This window comes from Nonomuraea sp. NPDC059007 (assembly GCF_042740555.1).
In the GTDB taxonomy this organism is placed as follows: Bacteria; Actinomycetota; Actinomycetes; order Streptosporangiales; family Streptosporangiaceae; genus Nonomuraea.
Genome location: NZ_JBHYJD010000008.1, coordinates 1 through 16,881, shown reverse-complemented (window position 1 = coordinate 16,881; position 16,881 = coordinate 1). Strand labels below are relative to the sequence as shown.

Genomic DNA, 16,881 nt, shown 5'->3' with positions numbered 1-16,881 from the left:
ACCACGGCGAGGTGTTTTCACCGCACCCGCGCAGCCGTACACCAAAGCGCTGCCGGCGGCGGTTCCCAGCTTCCCCCGGTACGCGCCCCGGTGAGCCCGGCTACCCGAAACGTTCGGCGACCAGGGCGGCGTTGGACTCGGCCAGCCCCAGTGCCGCCTTGCGCAACGGCAGGTCGTCGCGGGTGACCGCGGCGACCAGGTCCCGCATGACCACGTCGATCTTGGCGAAGGCGGCCTCGGCCGTCGGCTCGATGTCGCCGAACAGCACCCACCACCACCAGGCATTGGTCATCACGTTGGCCAGGAAGTCCGGCACCACGGGTACGCCACGGCCCAGCAGGACCGACTCGGCCTCCGGCAGCGTGGGCAGGTTGGCCCCCTCGACCACGAGCCGGGCCAGGACGCGGGTGGCCTGCTCGGGCCCGATCACGTACGACATGGCCGCGGGCACCAGCAGGTCGGCCGGTACGTCGAGCCACTCCTCGCGCGCGCCGATGTGGTCGCCGGGACGCAGCGCGGCACGGTCCACGACGCCGTGGGTGTCGCGGGCGGCGAGCATGCGTTCGACGTCGAGGCCGGCCGGGCCGCGCATGAGCCCGTCCCGGTCGGCGACGCCGACCACGGCCACCCCGGCCCGCGCGAGGTAACGCGCCGCCGCACCGCCGATCGAGCCGAAGCCCTGCACCACCGCCGTCTCCACCCGGATGCCGCGCGCCCCGGCCACCTCCAGGGCGGCCCTGGCCACGCCGTACCCGCCGACCAGGTCCGGCAGCGCCACCCCGTCGACGGTCACCGCCATCGCGGCCCGCAGCCGCTCGCGCGCCCGGCCGGGCTCGTCGAGCAGCGCGAACGCCGCCTCGACCGTGGAGGCCAGGCCGAGGGAGGCGGCGATCCCGTCGAGGGTGTCCTGGCGCAGGCCGAAGTCCTCGCCGGTGTTCCACTGGGCGCGCACCACGGGCAGGACCGCGGTGAAGAAGCGCTTCAGCACCGCGTGGGCCTGCGGGTCCAGCGGGTCGACGTCGATGCCGCCCTTGGCGCCGCCCAGCGGGATATACCGGTCGCCCGGCCGGTAGACGAGCGCCTCCTTGAGCGACATGCCGCGCGCCAGCCCGCGTACCTCCTCCAGCGTGCAGCCCTCGCGCAGCCGCAGCCCGCCGCTGGCCACGCCGCGCACGAGACTGTCGATGACGACGTAGCCGCGCCGCCCGCTGACGGGGTCGGTCCAGGTGATCTCCAGCAGGCTCATGGGGACTCCCTCACGTGGATGAGCGTGGGCCGGTCGGCGCTGAGCGCCTCCCTGAGCGCCGAGGTCAGCGTCGTCTCGTCGTCGGCGCGCAGGCCGCGGGCGCCTAGCGCGCGGGCGAGCAGCGGGAAATCGGGGGAGGGCAGGTCCACGGCCTGCCGGGGGTCGTCGCGGGCGGCCATCTCGGCGCGGATCTCGCCGTAGCCGCCGTTGTCGACGACCACGACCGGCAGCGCCAGCCCGAGCTGCGCGGCGGCGGCCAGCTCGGCCACGGTGAACATCACGCCGCCGTCGCCCATCAGCGCCGCCACGGCCCGTCCCGGCGAGGCCAGCGCGGCGCCGATGGCGGCGGGCAGCCCGTAGCCGAGCGTGCCGTACCCGGTGGGGTAGAGGAAACGCGCGCGCAGCCCGGTCAGCGCGCCGTAGTAGCAGACCATGGCGCTGTCCCCGGCCACGACCGCCTCGGGGCCGAGCCCGGAGTTCAGCGCGCGCACGATCCACTCCCACCGCGCGCCCTCCGCACGCGCCTGCCCGTCCTTGAGCGCGCGCCAGCGCGCGACCTCCTCTCGCGGTACGGCCACGCCGTCCCCGAGCAGGTGGACCAGCCGGTCGAGCGTGGCCGGGGCGTCCCCGGCCAGCGCGACGTCCGGCACGGCGTTCGTCACGATCTGGGCCGGATCCACGTCCACCCGGACCACCGCCCCGGTGAACTCCAGCGGCCCGTTCCACAGGTCCGACGGCGCCAGCTCGCACCCGGCCACCAGCACCACGTCGGCCCAAGCGGCGAGTTCGCGCACCGCGGGCAGGTGCAGCCCCGCCCCGAGCGCCAGCGGATGGTCCTCGGCCAGGACACCCTTGCCGTTGGCGCTGGTCACGACCGGCGCCCCCAGCCGCTCGGCGAGCTCGCGCACCGCCGCGCCCCGCGCGCCGCCGCCCGCGATCACCAGCGGCCTCGCGGCGCCCGCGAGCAGCCGCGCCGCCTGCGACAACTCGGCCGCACCGGGTACCCGCACGGGCGGCAGGACCGGCGCCACGTCCGCGACCACCGCGCGCCTGTCCAGGAGGTCCAGCGGGATCTCCAGGTGCACCGGGCGCGGCCGTCCCCCGGTCATCGCCGCGAACGCCGAGGCCACCGCGGCCGGGATCGCCGCCACGCCGCCCACGCGATGGCTGTAGGCGGCCACCGAGTCCAGGGCGCGGCTCTGGTCACGGGTCTCGTGCAGGTACCCGCAGCCCGCCACGTGCCCGGACGGCATGCCTGGCGACAGCAGCAGCACGGGCACCGAGTCGGAGTAGGCCTGCCCGATCGCCGCCGCCGCGTTGAGCGTGGCCGGTCCCGAGGTCACCAGGACCACCCCGGGCCGCCCACTCACCCGCGCGTACCCGTCGGCGGCGTACCCGGCCCCCTGCTCATGCCTGGTCAGCACGTGCCGTACCCCGTAGGCGGGCAGGTGCCGGTAGATCTCCAGGTTGTGGGTGCCCGGGATGCCGAACACGGTGTCCACCCCGTGCGCGGCCAGCGCCCTGACCACGGCCTCGCCACCCGAAATGCCGGAAATAGCTGGCATGGTGGTCATCGGGTCACCACCAGCGCGTCCACCGCGAGCACGCCGTCCGGTCCGGCGCGCAGCGGGTTGATCTCGCACTCGGCGACGTGCTCCTGCTCGGCGATCACCCGCGACACCGCGACGACGGCCCGCGCCGCCGCCACCTCGTCCACCGGGGGCGCGCCGCGCCAGCCGCGCAGCAGCGGGTAGGCCCGCAGCCCGCGCAGCATCGCCAGCGCCTGCTCCTCGTCCACCGGCGCCAGCGCGAGCACGACATCCTCATACAACTCGCTCAACGTCCCCCCTGCCCCGGCCATGACCACCGGCCCGAAGGAGGGGTCGCGCCGCCCGCCCGCGATCAGCTCGACGACCCCGGCACGCGTGTCCATCTCCTCCAGCACGTACTCGCCCGCGCCCAGCCTCTCGCGCATCCCGGCCAGCGCCTCGGCCACCTCGCCGGGACCGCGCAGGCCCACGGCCACGCCGCCGGACTCGGTCTTGTGCGCGAGCCAACCGGCCTTCAGCACGTACGGCCCCGCCGCCACCCCGGGCGGTTCCCCGGAGACCGCGACCGCCCGCGGGTACGGCACGCCGTACCACTCGAACAACGCCCGCGCCCCGAGATAGCCGGGCGCGACGGCCCGCGGCGCGGCGGCGACGGCGACCGGAACCGCGACGGGGCGCGAGGCCAGGTCGGTGGCCAGCCCCAGCGAGGCCACCGCCTGGTCGATGGTCGCGTAGGTCGGCACGTTGTGCTCGCGCAGCGCGCGGACGGCGGCCGAGTCGCGGCACATGCTGTGCACCACCACCGTGCGCCCGTGCTCGCGCACCAGCGAGCCGAGCGTGTCGACCACGGCCAGCTCGCGCCCGAGAAGCGACGGCGCGTCCGCCCCGTAGGAGCCGAAATAGCCGGTGAGCACCACGCTGTCCACCTCCCCGCTGTCCAGCAGCACTCCGACCAGCTTCGCGTAGGTGGACAGGTCGCGCTCACCCGCCCCCGCCAGGTCGATCGGGTTGCGTACGGCCGCGCCCGGCGGCAGCAGCGCGGCCACGCGGAGGGCGGCGGCGCCGAGGGCGGGCACCGCGAGCCCGGCCGCGCTGAGCAGGTCGGCGGCCAGCGCGCCCTGCCCGCCGCTGTCGCCGACGACGGCCACCCGCCGCCCGACCGGCGCGGGCGCGTCGAGCAGAAGCTGGGCCAGGTCGACCGCCTGCGCGGGCGTGCGGGTCAGGATGGCGCCCGCGGCCCGGCAGGCGGCCTCGACCACGGCGGTCCCGGCGGTGAGCGAGCCGGTGTGCGAGCGCGCCGCCGCGCGCCCGGCGTCGCTGGCTCCGACGGTCAGCACGATCACCGGCTTGCCCGCCGAGCGCAGCGCGGCCAGCGTGCGCACCAGGGCCCGCCCGTCGCCGAAGCTCTCCAGGTAGACCACGACCACCCGGGTGGCCGCGTGCCCGGCCAGGTCGTCCAGGACCTCGACCGCGGTGACGTCGGCCTGGTTGCCGACCGACACGAACCGCGACACCCCGATGCCCGCCTCCCCGGCCAGCCCGGCCAGCTCCAGGCCGAGCTGCCCCGACTGCGAGACGATGCCGAGCGCCCCCGGCGAGAACGTGCCCCAGGCCAGCTCCAGCGCGGCGGACGCGTCGTAGATGCCCAGGCAGTTGGGGCCGATGAGGCGCGCCCCCGCCCGCCGTACCCGCTCGGCCAGCTCCGCCTCCTCGGCGGGCGGCAGACCGGCGGTGATGCCGACGAACCCCTTCACGCCCAGCTCCAGCGCCTCGTCCACGAGCGCGGGCAGCGCCGCGGCGGGCGTGCACAGCACGGCCAGCTCGGGCGGCTCGGCCAGCGCGCGCAGCCCGGGTACGGCCCGCACCCCGTCCACCACCGCGCCCGACCGGCTGACCAGGTGCACCTTGCGCCGGTGTGAGCCGCGCAGCGCGCCTCTGGCCAGCCAGTAGCCCCACTTGGCCGGGTCGGCGGAGGCGCCGACGACGGCGACGGAGGCCGGATCGGAGAAGACCCTCATCGGGCCAGCGACCGGGAGATGATGAGCCGCTGGATGTCGGAGGTGCCTTCCTCGATCTCCTCCAGCTTGGCGTCGCGCATCCACTTCTCCAGCAGGAACTCGCGCGAGTACCCCCAGCCGCCGTGGGTCTGCAGGGCGGCCCAGGTGCACCACATGGCGTTCTCCGAGGCGGTCAGCTTGGCGATGGCCGCCTCCTCGGCGCACGGCCGGCCGCTGTCGTGCACGCGGGCGGCCCGCCAGGTGAGCAGCCGGGAGGCGTCGGTCTTGGCCGCCATGTCGGCCAGCCGGAAGGCGACCGCCTGGTGCCGGATGATCGGCACGCCGAACTGCTCGCGCTCCTTCGCGTAGTCGAGCGCGGCGTCCAGCGCCGCCCGCGACAGGCCGGTGCAGGCCGCCGCGATCAGGATCCGGGAGGCGTCGAAGGTGCGCATCAGGCCGTAGAAGCCCTGGCCCTCCTCGCCGAGGCGGTGCTCGGCCGGAACGCGCACGCCGTCCAGGAACACCTCGGCGCTGACGATCGCGCGCTGGCCCATCTTGGGCAGCGCGCGGCCGACACGCAGGCCCGGCGTGTCACGCTCCACCACGAACGCGCTCACGCCGCGCGAGCGCGAACCCGGCGCCACCGTGGCGAACACGACGATCCAGCGGGCGTAGGGCGCGTTCGAGATCCACGTCTTCTGCCCGGTCAGCACGTAATCGGACCCGTCGCGCTCGGCCCTGGTCGTCAGCGCGGCGGCGTCGGAGCCCACGCCCGGCTCGGTCACCGCCAGCGCGGTCATGGGCGGGTCGCCGCCGGTCAGCGGGCGCAGCCAGCGTTGCTTCTGCTCGGGCGTGCCGAGCGTCCCGACCGGGCCGGCGAAGAAGCCGTTGGAGGTCAGCAGGTTGCCGATGCCGATGTCGCCGTAGCACAGCTCCTCGGTGACCAGAGCCTGGGTGACGAGGTCGGTGACGCCGCCCCCGCCGTACTCCTCGGGCAGCATGAACGAGGTCAGCCCCAGCTTGGCCGCCTTCTCCCACAGGTCCAGCGGCGACTCGTGGTCGGCATCGTCGACCTCGCGGGCTCTCGGCCGGATCTCGCGCAGCGCGAAGTCGCGGGCCAGCGCCACGAAGTCGCGCTGCTCGCCGGTCAGCTCGAAGCCGTCAGTGATGGCACGCATGGCTCTCCTATGCGGGGACGTTGACGCTGTCGTGCTCGCTCCAGTGCGCGACGACCTCGTCGCCTGGGCGCGGCGGCTCATTCGGCCGTACGGCGGTGCGGGCGACCAGGCGCTGCCCGCCGGGCCGTTCGACCTCGATGCGCAGCCCGCCGCCCACGTAGATCACCTCGCGGACCACGGCCCGCAGGCCGGGGCCGTCCGGCGGGCCGATCCGCAGGTGCTGCGGGCGCACGAGCAAGAGCCCGCCGTCCTCGTCCAGCAGGTTGGACTCGCCCAGGAACTCGGCCACGTACCGGGAGGCGGGTCTCTCGTACAGTTCCTGCGGCGTGCCGACCTGCACGATCCGGCCCTCGCGCAGCAGCGCGACCCGGTCGGACATGGTCAGCGCCTCCTCCTGGTCGTGGGTGACGAAGACGAAGGTGATGCCGAGCTCGCGGTGCAGCCGTTTGATCTCCAGCTGGAGCTGCTCGCGCAGGCGCTTGTCCAGCGCGCCGAGCGGCTCGTCCATGAGCAGCACCCGGGGCCGGAAGACGATCGCGCGGGCCAGCGCCACCCGCTGCTGCTGGCCGCCGGACAGCTGGGAGGGGCGCCGCTCGCCGAGCGCGCCCAGCTCGACCACCTCCAGCGCGTCGCGCACCCGGCGGCGCAGCTCCGCGCCCCTGACCTTGCGCCGGCGCAGCGGGAAGGCGACGTTCTCGAAGACGTTCATGTGCGGGAACAGCGCGTAGTGCTGGAAGACCATGCCGAGCTCGCGCCGGTGCGGCGGCACGCCGGTGATGTCGGCGCCGTCCACGAGCACGCTGCCCGAGGTCGGCTCGGTGAACCCGGCGACCACGTTGAGCAGCGTCGACTTGCCCGACCCGCTACTGCCCAGCAACGTCATGAACTCGCCCGCCGCCACGTGCAGCGACACCTCGCCCAGCGCGAGCGAGCCCGGGTAGCGCTTGGTCACGGCCCGCACGTCCACGGCGCCTGTCATGACTTCCTCCGTCTCAAGAGCCCGGCGGTGGCGAACACGGCCAGCGTCACCAGCAGCAACATGGTCGAGACCGCCGCCACCGTCGGGTCGATCTGCACGCGCACGCCCGACCACATCTGCACCGGCAGCGTCGTCAGGTCGGGCCCCGACAGGAACACCCCGGTCACCACCTCGTCGAAGGAGGTGACGAAGGCGAAGACCGCGCCGCCGGCCAGCCCCGGCGCGATGAGCGGCAGCGTCACCCTGGCGAAGGTGCTGACCGGCCCCGCGCCCAGGCTCATCGCCGCCTGCTCCAGCCGCCGGTCGAAGGAGACCAGCGACGAGGACACCGTGATCACCACGTACGGCACCGCCAGCGCCGTGTGCACGAGCACGAAACCGAGCGTGGTCTGGGTCAGCCCCAGCTCCAGGAAGGTCGCGTACACCGCCAGCCCGACGATCACGTACGGCACCAGCACCGGCGCCATCACCAGCCCGGAGACCAGCGCCCGCAGCCGGTAACGGCCCCGGACCATGCCGAGCGCGGCAGCCGTACCCAGGACCAGGGAGAGCAACGTCACCAGGACGGCCACGCGCAGGCTCGCCAGCGCGCTGTCCAGCCAGACCGGGTCGGTGAAGAAGTTCTCGTACCAGCGTCCCGACCACTCCTTGGGCGGGAACTCCAGGAAGGAGCTGGCCGAGAACGAGGTCGGGATCACGATGAAGACCGGCAGCACCAGGTAGACGGCGGTGAGCGCGGCCAGCACCCACAGCGCGGCCCGGCCGGGCCTCACGAGCCGCTGCCGATCATCTTGCGCAGGTCGACGAGCCGCGAGGCGACCAGCAGCAGCGTGCCGGTCACCAGCAGCAGGATGACGGCCAGCGCGGAGGCGAACCCCCAGCGCAGCACGCCGGAAAGCTGCTGCACGATCAGCTCGCCGATCATCACGTCCTTGGGCCCGCCGAGCAGCGCGGGCGTGACGTAGAAGCCGAGCGTCGAGACGAACACCAGCAGCAGCGCGGCGGCCACGCCCGGCAGCGCGAGCGGCGCGTACACCCGCCAGAACGCGAAGACCGGCGTGGCGCCGAGCCCTTCGGCGGCCCGCAGCAGGCGGCGGTCGATGCCGCGCATCGTCGCGTACATCGGCAGCACCGCGAACGGCAGCATCACCTGGACCATGCCGATCGTGATGCCGGCGAGGTTGCGCAGCAGCGGCACCGGCTCGCCGGGGATGAGCGCGTTGACCACGCCGGTGTCGCGCAGCAGCAGCACCCACGCGAACGTGCGCACCAGCAGGCTGGTCCAGAACGGCACCAGCACCGCCGCCATCAGCACGCCCCGCCAGAACGGCCGCGCCACCGTCATCAGGTACGCGTACGGGAAGCCGAGCAGCAACGTCACCAGCGTAACCAGCCCGGCGGTGACGAAGGTGTTGCCCAGCACGTCCAGGTAGACCGGCGAGCCGAAGAACGCGGCGTAGTTGCCGAGGCCGGGCGCAGGATCGGTGAGGCTGCGCGCCAGCACCGAGGCGAGCGGATAGACGAAGACGATCAGCAGGAACGCCGCCAGCGGCAGGACCAGCGCTCCCCACCCGTCCCCGAGCCTGCGCGTCACCTGGCCATCCACTCGTTGAACCGCTCGGTGACCTTGTCGTAGTTGGCGGCCCAGTAGGTGTAGTCGATGATCGCCGCCCGCTTCTTCTCGTTCGCCGGGTCGGTCGGCAGCTCCTTGCGCACCTCGGGATCGACCAGCGGCAGCGCCTTGTCGTTGACCGGCGCGTACGCGGACTGGTTGGCGTACTGGGCCTGGCCCTTGGTGTCGGCCAGGAAGTGGTTGAGCCATTCCATCGCCAGGTCGGCGCGCGGGTATCCGGCGGGGATGACGAGCTGGTCGTAGGACAGGAAGTGCTCGTTCCACTCGTTGGCGACCGGCTGGCCGTCCTTGGCGGCGGCGAAGATCCGGCCGTTCCACGCCTGGATGAGCGGGGTCTCGCCGCTGGAGATGAGCTGTTGCTGCTGCTCGCCGGTCTCGTAGAAGACGATGTCCTTCTTGATGGTGTCGAGCTTGCGGAAGGCGCGGTCGATGTCGAGCGGGTAGAGCTTGTCCTTCGGGACGCCGTCGGCCAGGAGCGCGGCCTCGAAGACGGCGCCGGTGGCGTACTTCCAGAAGCCGCGCTTGCCGGGGAACTTCGCGGTGTCGAAGAACTCGGCCCAGGTCTTCGGGTGGTTGGCGGCGGTGAAGGTCTTGGTGTTGTAGGCGATGGTGAAGGCGTACTCCAGCACGGGGGCGGCGCAGTCGCCGACCAGCTCCGGCTTGACCATCGAGGTGTCGACCTTGGCCTTGTCGAGCTTGACCGCCCAGCCGTTCTGGCAGGCGGTGACGGCGAAGTTGGGTTCGACCTCGACCGCGCCCCAGCTGACCTTCTTCGACTCCACCTGCGCGCGGAACTTCGCGTAGTCGGTGGGGGAGTCCTGCTTGACCGTGACGCCCTTGCTCTTGGCCCACGGCTCGATCCACGCGGCGACGGACTTCTTCTGGTCGTCGCCTCCCCACATGACGACCGTGAGCTCCTTGGCGGACGCGCCGCCCGCACCGCCACCGCACGCGGTGAGCGCCAGCAGGCCGGCCACCGCGGCCACCATAGTCCGACGCGACATGCCGCCTCCATAATTGACTGGCGAGCCAGTTATTAATGGAGCACTGTGGCGCACGTCACCCGGGATGTCAACGGGTCAGGACTCCAGATCGCGCAGGAACGCGTCGCAGACCTCGCTCATGCGCGCCACCGTCATGCTCCGCGAGCCCACCAGAACCTGGATCGCCAGGCCGTCGATCATGCCGATGAGCTGGTTGGCCAGCTCGACCGCGTCACCCGCGTGCAGCATCCCCTGGGCCTGGCCGTCCCGGATCACCGCGGCCACGATGCGCCGCCACTCGCCGTAGACCCGCTCGTTGAGATCCTGGAGCTCCGGCTCGCGCAGGGCCTCGCTCCAGAGCTCCATCCAGACCCGCCACGCCTGCACGGTCTCCGGACTGTCGGGCAGATACGAGCGTACGAACGCCCGGAGCCGCGCCTTCGGATCCTCGCCGCTGTCGAAGATCGGGCGGCGGCGTTCGATCGAGCGGGTGAAGTTGTCGTCGAAGGCGGCGTGCACCACCTCGCGCTTGTTGGCGAAGTAGTAGTGCACGGTGCCGTTGCTCGTGCCGGCCCGTTCGGCCACGTCGGAGACGCGCAGCGCCCGCAGGCCCACCTCGGCGAGGACCTCGCAGGTGGCCCGCAGGATCTGGGCGCGGCGCTCGGCCTCGACGCTGGGACGTGGCATGGGCATCTCCTGGGGACGTTACGGCGATCACCCGCACCTTAGCCGTTGGGGTGCCTCCGCAAAGATAACTGGCCTACCAACCAGTTATTCCCACGCTGTCGTCACCCCAAGGCCTGCCACACCATACGCAACCCCGGCTCCCGCCAACCCGGCCCAGATCCTGGGCAGGCCACGGAGCCCCGCCCCGGAGCTTCGCGCCCCGCGCCCCGCGCCCCGCGCTTCGCGCCCCGCGTCCCGCGCTTCGCGCCCCGCGCCCCGCGTCCCGCGCTTCGCGCCCCGCGCCCCGCGCTTCGCGCCCGCGCCCCGCGCTTCGTGCCCCGCGCTTCGTGCCCCGCGCTTCGCGCCCCGCGCTTCGTGCCCCGCGCCCCGCGCCTCGTGCCCCGTGCCTCGCGCTACGCGTCTCCGGTCTCGCGTGAGCCGGGTGGTCGGGGGCGCCGCGTGTGTGGGCATGGTGACGTTCGGGTGCCGGGCTGTGGTGCCCGAGGCTGGCGGGCCGGGTCAGGGCCGGGTCAGGGGCGGGGGATGGCGACGGCGTTGTACGGCGTGTCGGGAGCCGGCGGGGTGGTGAAGCGGGCGTTGGGCAGATACAGGCGGGACCCGAAGGCGGCCACCGTCGTCGGCACGTCGAACAGGGCGCTGGTCACCCGCCGGACCACACGGCCCTCGGTCCCCGCCGCGTTCAGCCGCAGGACGGCCACGGTGTTGATGCGGTTCTGCACCGCGTACAGGGTCCGGCCGCGCAGCAGCAGCCCGTCGCCCTGCGGCAGCGACTCGCCGTGCAGGTCGATCCGGGAGGTGGTGCCGGAGCCGTCCACGCGGAACAGGCCGCCGGTGTTCGACTGCACGACGATCAGGCCCCGGCCGTCGGGGGTCGCGGCGATGCCGTTGGCGTTGATGCCGGTGCCGTACACCAGATCTCCCGTGAGCGGGACCCGCACCACGTCGGCGGGCAGCCGTCCGCCGCGCAGGGGCAGCTTGTAGAGCACGGGGTTGGCGGAGTCGGTGAACCACGCGGCGTCGCGGGTGAGGATGACGTCGTTGACGAACCCGGCGCCGGTGGCCAGCCGGTAGGAGGCCAGGACCCGGCCGGTGCGGGTGTCGATGACGCGGGCGTCCCCGGCCGTGCCGCCCGCCACGAACAGGCGTCCGCGCCCGTCGATCTTCATCCCGACGGACGGGGTGCCGGGACCCTCGCTGATGATCGCGCCGCGCCCGGTACGCAGGTCGGCCCGGTAGATGGAACCGTTCGCCAGCGAGCCGAAGTAGGCGAGCGGGCCGGAGCCGATGGCGATGCCCTCGGGCCGGAAGCCGTTGGGCAGTGGGATCGACTCGGGTAACTCCCGGTCGGTGGCCGCTCCGGCGGGGCCGCCGGTGGCGACGGCCAGGACGAGCGTGGTGACAATCGCGCAAAGGAGCCTGATGGTTGGCAGCATCTGATGCCCTCTTTCCAATCGTCTCGGGACCCACGCTAGATCGCCGGGCGCCGTGCGCAAGTGCCGGGAGGTGGTGAGGAACGCATCCTCGGCGGGTGAAGGCCTTCAACGTCTTCCCCTCCCCTTCAGTGGACCGGCGCCGGTGGCGATGTGCGGTGACGACCAGCGGGCGTTGCGCGTCGTCGGCGACCTGGTTCGTGATGCCGGCGGGGTCCCGGCGGTGCTGGGGCCGCTGGATCGCGCCCGCCAGCTTGAGGAGGTCGCGGGTTTCGTCATCGGGCTGGCCGTCGCCGGCACCGACCCCGGCTCCGCCATCCCACGCCTCCCCACCTCGAGCCACCATCCCGGACGCAAGCCGTTCACCAGACGCGAAGTTCTTTCGCCATGTGTGGATTTGTACGCGGATGTCGCCCCCGATCCTTCCTAAGTTTTGCGTTGCCGGACAACACCGGCGCCACCACTGATGGGAGTCAGGAATCATGCGTAAGCTTCTCGCCACCACCGCCATCGCCGGTTCGATCGCCGCCGGTCTGGCCATCGCGCCCGCCGCCAACGCGCAGAGCGCCACCACCGCCGCACAGAGCCAGTCGGGCATCGTGGTCTGGAAGAAGTTGTTCTCCAGCGACGGCAAGGCCTACACCCGCGGCGTCGTCCAGAAGACCGGCCCCGGCGCATGGCGGATCAGCTGGAAGGGCTTCGACAAGGTCGGCGGCAAGAAGGGCTACGCCTGGTTCCGCTACCAGAAGAACGGCCAGTGGAAGAGCCGCGTCACCGCGTGGGACGGCGTCACCGGCACCCGCCAGTTCGAGCTGCGCGGCATCAAGAAGCTGTTCACCTACACCTGCTGGGCGGGCAAGTTCGACAACTGCGGCAAGAAGCTCTGGCTCGTCAAGTAAGTCAATCCACGCCACCGCCACGGCCGCGACCGGGCGGCAGGCGTGCGCGTCCCGCATCGGGACGCGCCTCGACCAGTTCCATCCGAAGATCCCGGAACGCTCCCAAGCGACGTGCCCCTTTTGATATCGCGATCTCTTCTCTAGCGTCGGCATATCCGCTGGCACATCACCCGGAAGGGATCACCGATGTCGCACCCCCCAACCGCCGAGGCGGCCTTACCCCCCGACACCGGCCTGGCCCGCGAGGACTACGCCCTTGAGCGCGTCCCCGCGTCGGCCCGCTACGGCTGGATGACCATCGCCGTCCAGCGCTTCGGCCTGCTCAGCGCACTGTCGCAGTTCCTGCTGGGCGCCACCCTCGGTCTCGGCATGACGTTCTGGCAGGCCGTGCTCGCCGTCACCCTGGGCGCCGCCATCCTGGAACTGGTCGCGATCGCGCTCGGCGTCGCCGGGATGCGCGAGGGCCTGTCGACCAGCCTGCTGGCGCGCTGGGCCGGTTTCGGCAGGTACGGCTCCGGCCTGGTCGGCCTGGTCATCGCCACCGCGCTGCTCGGCTGGTTCGGCGTCCAGACCGCCGTGCTGGCCAGGGGCGTCTCCGGCCTGCTCGGCGGCTCACCGGCCTGGATCTGGGCGATCGCCGGCGGCCTGGCCATCACCGCGATCGTCGTGCACGGCTTCGCCGGCATGGCCTGGACCGCGTGGATCACCGTCCCGGCGTTCCTGGCGCTGGCCGGCTGGGCCATCGCGGTCGAACTGGCCCAGCGCCCGCTCGGCGAGCTCATCGCCTCCAGCCCGGCGGGCCCGGCGATGAGCCTGGCCCAGGGCGCGACCCTGGTCGCGGGCGGGTTCATCGTCGGCGCGGTCATCTCGCCGGACATGTGCCGCTTCAACCGCAACGCCGCCGACGTCGTCAAGCAGACCGTCCTCGGCATCTCCCTGGGCGAGTACGTGCTCGCGCTCGTCGGCGTCCTGCTGGCCCACGCGCTGCGTACCGGCGACGTCGTCACCATCGTCACCACCACCTCCGGGACGGTCGGCGTCCTCGTGCTGATCACCGCGACGGCGAAGGTCAACGACTGGAACCTGTACGCCGCCAGCCTGGGCGTCACCAACACCCTCTACACCGCGTTCGGCCTCAAGGCCGGGCGGGCCGCGGTCACCGTCGGGCTCGGCGTGGTCGGCACCGCGCTGGCCGCCCTCGGCATGGCCGACCACCTGGTCGGCTTCCTCATCCTGCTCGGCGTGGCGATCCCGCCGATCGCCGGGATCATGGTGGCCGAGTACTACGTCGTCCGCACGTGGCGGGCCGTCCTGGACACCTCCCGCGAGCAGGGCGCCCTGCCCGCGCGCTCGCCCGGCTGGGCGCCGGCGGCGCTGGCCGTCTGGGTGGCCGCCGCGCTCATCGGCCACTACGTCACCTGGGGCATCCCGGCGCTCAACGCGCTGCTGGCCGCCTTCGTCCTGTACGCCCTGGCCGGCAAGGCAGGGCTGACCGGCTCCAACCGGGCATCCGCCGCATGAGCGCGGCGCCGTACCCCGGCCTTCCCACAGACAGGAGCACCGCACCGTGCGCATAGGCATCGACGTGGGCGGCACCCACACCGACGCCGTCCTCCTCGACCCGGCCATGAACGTCGTGGCCACGATCAAGACGGCGACGACCGCCGACGTGACCCGCGGCGTCGTCACGGCGCTGACCGACCTGCTGGACAGCCACAACCTCGACCGCGGCCAGGTCACCGCCGTCATGATCGGCACCACCCACTTCACCAACGCGCTCGTCACCCGCCGCCGCCTGGCCCGCACCGGCGTCGTACGGCTCGCGCTGCCCGCGACCGCCGCGCTGCCGCCCACCTCCGACTGGCCGGCCGAGCTGATCGCGGCCATCCGCCCGAGCGTGCACATGTGTCACGGCGGGCACGAGGTCGACGGCCGTCCCATCTCGCCGTTGAAGCCCGACGAGCTCAAGCGGGCCGCCGCAGACCTGGCCGCCCGCGACATCACCACGGTGGCGATCAGCTCGGTCTTCTCGCCCGTCACCGCCGAGGCGGAATTGACCGCCGCCGACATCCTGCGCGCCGAACTGCCGCACCTGCGGGTGAGCCTGTCCCACCAGATCGGCCGCATCCGGCTGCTCGAACGGGAGTCGGCCACGATCGTCAACGCCTGCCTGCTCGACCTGGCCGACGAGATCGTCGACGCCTTCACCGGCGCGCTCACCGCCGTCGGGGTGCGCGCCCCGCTGTTCCTGTCGCAGAACGACGGCACCCTCATGGACGCCGAGTACACGCGCAGATACCCCGTCAGAACCTTCGCCAGCGGCCCCACCAACAGCATGCGCGGCGCCGCCTTCCTGGCCGACGTCACCGACGCCGCCGTGGTCGACATCGGCGGCACCACCGCCGACGTCGGCGTGCTGACCGGCGGCTACCCGCGCCAGGCCAGCACCGATGTGGACATCGCGGGCGTACGCACCAACTTCCGCATGCCCGACGTCATCTCCGTCGGCCTGGGCGGCGGCAGCCGCGTCACCCTCGATCCCGGCCTGCGGATCGGCCCCGACTCGGTCGGCTACCGGCTCACCGAGCAGGCCCTGGTCTTCGGCGGCGACACCCTCACCGCCACCGACCTGGCCGTCGCCGCCGGCCTGGCCGAACTCGGAGACCCGGCGCTCGTCAGCCGCCTGGACCGGGATCTGGTCCGGCGCGGAGTGGCGTGGATGGCCGATCGGGTGGCGGGTCTCGTCGACCGGATGCGCCTGAGCGCCGAGCCGCTGCCCGTCGTCATCGTCGGCGGCGGCAGCATCCTCATGCCGCCCGGCCTGCCCGGCGTCCCGGAGGTACGCATCCCCGAGCATTATGGCGTCGCCAACGCCATCGGCGCCGCCATCGGCCAGATCGGCGGCGAGGTCGACCGCCTGTTCCTCACCGGCCCACAACTCACCCGCGCCGACGTCCTCGGCCAGGCGCGCGCCGAGGCGATCGACCTGGCCGTCTCGGCGGGTGCCGCACCCGCGAGCGTCCAGGTCGTGCACGTGGACGAGATCCACGTCAACTACCTGCCCGGCAACGCCGTGCGCGTCATCGTCCGCGCCGTCGGCGACCTCGACCTCGGCCGCACCCCGAAGGAGGCGCCCCAGTGGGCTACGACCTGACCCCGCAGGGTTTGCACGACCTGGCGGAAGGCGCCGCCGTCCTGGGCACCGGCGGCGGTGGAGACCCCTACATCGGGCGCCTGCTGGTGGAGAAGGAGATGGCGGCGGGCCGCACCGTGCACATCATCGGCGCCGACGAGCTGCCCGACGGCGCGCTCGTGCTGCCGTCGTCGATGATGGGCGCTCCGACGGTGTTCGTGGAAAAGCTCCCGTCCGGCGACGGCAACGCGGCCGCGTTCCGCGCCCTGGAAAGGCATCTCGGGCGTACGGCTCACGCCGTCATGCCGACCGAGTGCGGCGGCCTGAACAGCATGATCCCGCTCATGCTCGCCGCCCAGCTCGGCCTGCCCGTGGTCGACGCCGACGGCATGGGACGGGCCTTCCCCGAGCTCCAGATGCAGACCTTCGGCGTGCTGGGCGTGTCCGGCTCGCCCATGGCCATCGCCTCCGACCACGGCGACACCGCCATCATCACCGCCGGTGACAACAAGCGCATGGAACAGCTCGCCCGCGCGCTGACCATCCAGATGGGCGGCGCCTCCTACATCAGCGACTACCCGATGGACACGGCCGAGGTCCGGCGTACCTCCGTCCACGGCACGCTGACGCTCTGCCGCCGCATCGGCGAGACGTTGCGCGAGGCCCGCGCCACCCACGCCGACCCCTTCGACGCCCTCACCAAGATGCTCGCCGGCACGATCTACAGCCTCGGCACGGTCCTGTTCCACGGCAAGGTCGTCGACGTCGAACGCCGCACCGTGGACGGCTTCGCCCGCGGCACGGCCAGGCTGGAGGCGACCGGCGACCCCGGCGACGTCCTGGAGATCACCTTCCAGAACGAGCACCTCGTCGCCCGCCGCAACGGCACGATGGTCGCCATCGTCCCCGACCTCATCTGCACGCTCAACACCGAGTCGGGCGCGCCCATCCCCACCGAGTCCCTCGCCTACGGCCAGCGCCTGACCGTCTACGGCATCTCCACCCCGCCGATCATGCGCAGCCCGGAAGCCCTGGCCTGCTTCGGCCCCGCGGGCTTCGGCCTGCCCGACCCGTACGTCCCGCTGGAAGATCTGTGACCAGCCGCCGGAGCCGTCTTCTTCATCCAGGGTGCCGCGATGGCCAACATCATGCCGCCCGCGACGACC

15 protein-coding genes are annotated in these 16,881 nt (G+C 72.8%); 5 read left to right on the top strand and 10 right to left on the bottom strand.

Going from position 1 to position 16,881, the window contains the following annotated elements; translation table 11 throughout:
* Positions 1–100: 100 nt before the first annotated feature.
* The 10 genes from ACFWY5_RS14890 to ACFWY5_RS14845 form a co-directional block, all read right to left on the bottom strand.
* Entirely contained in the window at positions 101–1,246 is a 1,146-nt protein-coding gene (locus ACFWY5_RS14890; protein WP_379632280.1) for a Glu/Leu/Phe/Val dehydrogenase dimerization domain-containing protein, read from the bottom strand.
* Positions 1,243–2,820: a thiamine pyrophosphate-binding protein gene (locus ACFWY5_RS14885; protein WP_379632278.1), complete on the bottom strand. Its 1,578-nt coding sequence runs from the start codon at positions 2,818–2,820 to the stop codon at positions 1,243–1,245. Before ACFWY5_RS14885 ends, ACFWY5_RS14890 begins: the two co-directional genes overlap by 4 nt.
* A complete protein-coding gene (locus tag ACFWY5_RS14880) occupies positions 2,817–4,814 on the bottom strand; it encodes an acetate--CoA ligase family protein (protein WP_379632276.1) in 1,998 nt (665 codons plus the stop codon). Before ACFWY5_RS14880 ends, ACFWY5_RS14885 begins: the two co-directional genes overlap by 4 nt.
* Positions 4,811–5,971: an acyl-CoA dehydrogenase family protein gene (locus ACFWY5_RS14875; protein WP_379632274.1), complete on the bottom strand. Its 1,161-nt coding sequence runs from the start codon at positions 5,969–5,971 to the stop codon at positions 4,811–4,813. The genes ACFWY5_RS14880 and ACFWY5_RS14875 overlap by 4 nt, the downstream gene beginning before the upstream one ends.
* 7 nt (positions 5,972–5,978) lie before the next feature.
* Positions 5,979–6,950, bottom strand: coding sequence for an ABC transporter ATP-binding protein (locus ACFWY5_RS14870; protein WP_379632272.1), 972 nt, complete (start codon positions 6,948–6,950; stop codon positions 5,979–5,981).
* On the bottom strand, positions 6,947–7,723 hold the full coding sequence (locus ACFWY5_RS14865; protein ID WP_379632270.1) for an ABC transporter permease: 777 nt from the start codon (positions 7,721–7,723) through the stop codon (positions 6,947–6,949). Before ACFWY5_RS14865 ends, ACFWY5_RS14870 begins: the two co-directional genes overlap by 4 nt.
* A complete protein-coding gene (locus ACFWY5_RS14860) occupies positions 7,720–8,544 on the bottom strand; it encodes an ABC transporter permease (protein WP_379632268.1) in 825 nt (274 codons plus the stop codon). The genes ACFWY5_RS14865 and ACFWY5_RS14860 overlap by 4 nt, the downstream gene beginning before the upstream one ends.
* Positions 8,541–9,587 (bottom strand): ABC transporter substrate-binding protein, encoded by a 1,047-nt coding sequence (locus ACFWY5_RS14855; protein WP_379612696.1) that lies wholly within the window; start codon positions 9,585–9,587, stop codon positions 8,541–8,543. Before ACFWY5_RS14855 ends, ACFWY5_RS14860 begins: the two co-directional genes overlap by 4 nt.
* Before the next feature lie 75 nt (positions 9,588–9,662).
* Entirely contained in the window at positions 9,663–10,253 is a 591-nt protein-coding gene (locus ACFWY5_RS14850) for a TetR/AcrR family transcriptional regulator (protein WP_379632260.1), read from the bottom strand.
* A gap of 509 nt (positions 10,254–10,762) precedes the next feature.
* A complete protein-coding gene (locus ACFWY5_RS14845; protein ID WP_379632258.1) occupies positions 10,763–11,686 on the bottom strand; it encodes an SMP-30/gluconolactonase/LRE family protein in 924 nt (307 codons plus the stop codon).
* 148 nt (positions 11,687–11,834) lie between these two features.
* Between ACFWY5_RS14845 and ACFWY5_RS14840 the strand changes: the two genes are divergently transcribed.
* The 5 genes from ACFWY5_RS14840 (at position 11,835) to ACFWY5_RS14820 (ending at position 16,812) form a co-directional block, all read left to right on the top strand.
* Positions 11,835–12,113 carry a hypothetical protein gene (locus ACFWY5_RS14840; protein WP_379632256.1) on the top strand — a complete coding sequence of 93 codons (279 nt, stop codon included), beginning with the start codon at positions 11,835–11,837 and terminating at the stop codon, positions 12,111–12,113.
* Between the two features lie 52 nt (positions 12,114–12,165).
* Entirely contained in the window at positions 12,166–12,582 is a 417-nt protein-coding gene (locus ACFWY5_RS14835; protein ID WP_379612692.1) for a hypothetical protein, read from the top strand.
* Between the two features lie 186 nt (positions 12,583–12,768).
* Positions 12,769–14,103: a purine-cytosine permease family protein gene (locus ACFWY5_RS14830; protein ID WP_379632254.1), complete on the top strand. Its 1,335-nt coding sequence runs from the start codon at positions 12,769–12,771 to the stop codon at positions 14,101–14,103.
* A gap of 46 nt (positions 14,104–14,149) precedes the next feature.
* Positions 14,150–15,736, top strand: coding sequence for a hydantoinase/oxoprolinase N-terminal domain-containing protein (locus tag ACFWY5_RS14825; protein WP_379632252.1), 1,587 nt, complete (start codon positions 14,150–14,152; stop codon positions 15,734–15,736).
* Positions 15,721–16,812 (top strand): DUF917 domain-containing protein, encoded by a 1,092-nt coding sequence (locus ACFWY5_RS14820; RefSeq protein WP_379632250.1) that lies wholly within the window; start codon positions 15,721–15,723, stop codon positions 16,810–16,812. Before ACFWY5_RS14825 ends, ACFWY5_RS14820 begins: the two co-directional genes overlap by 16 nt.
* Positions 16,813–16,881 lie beyond the last annotated feature (69 nt).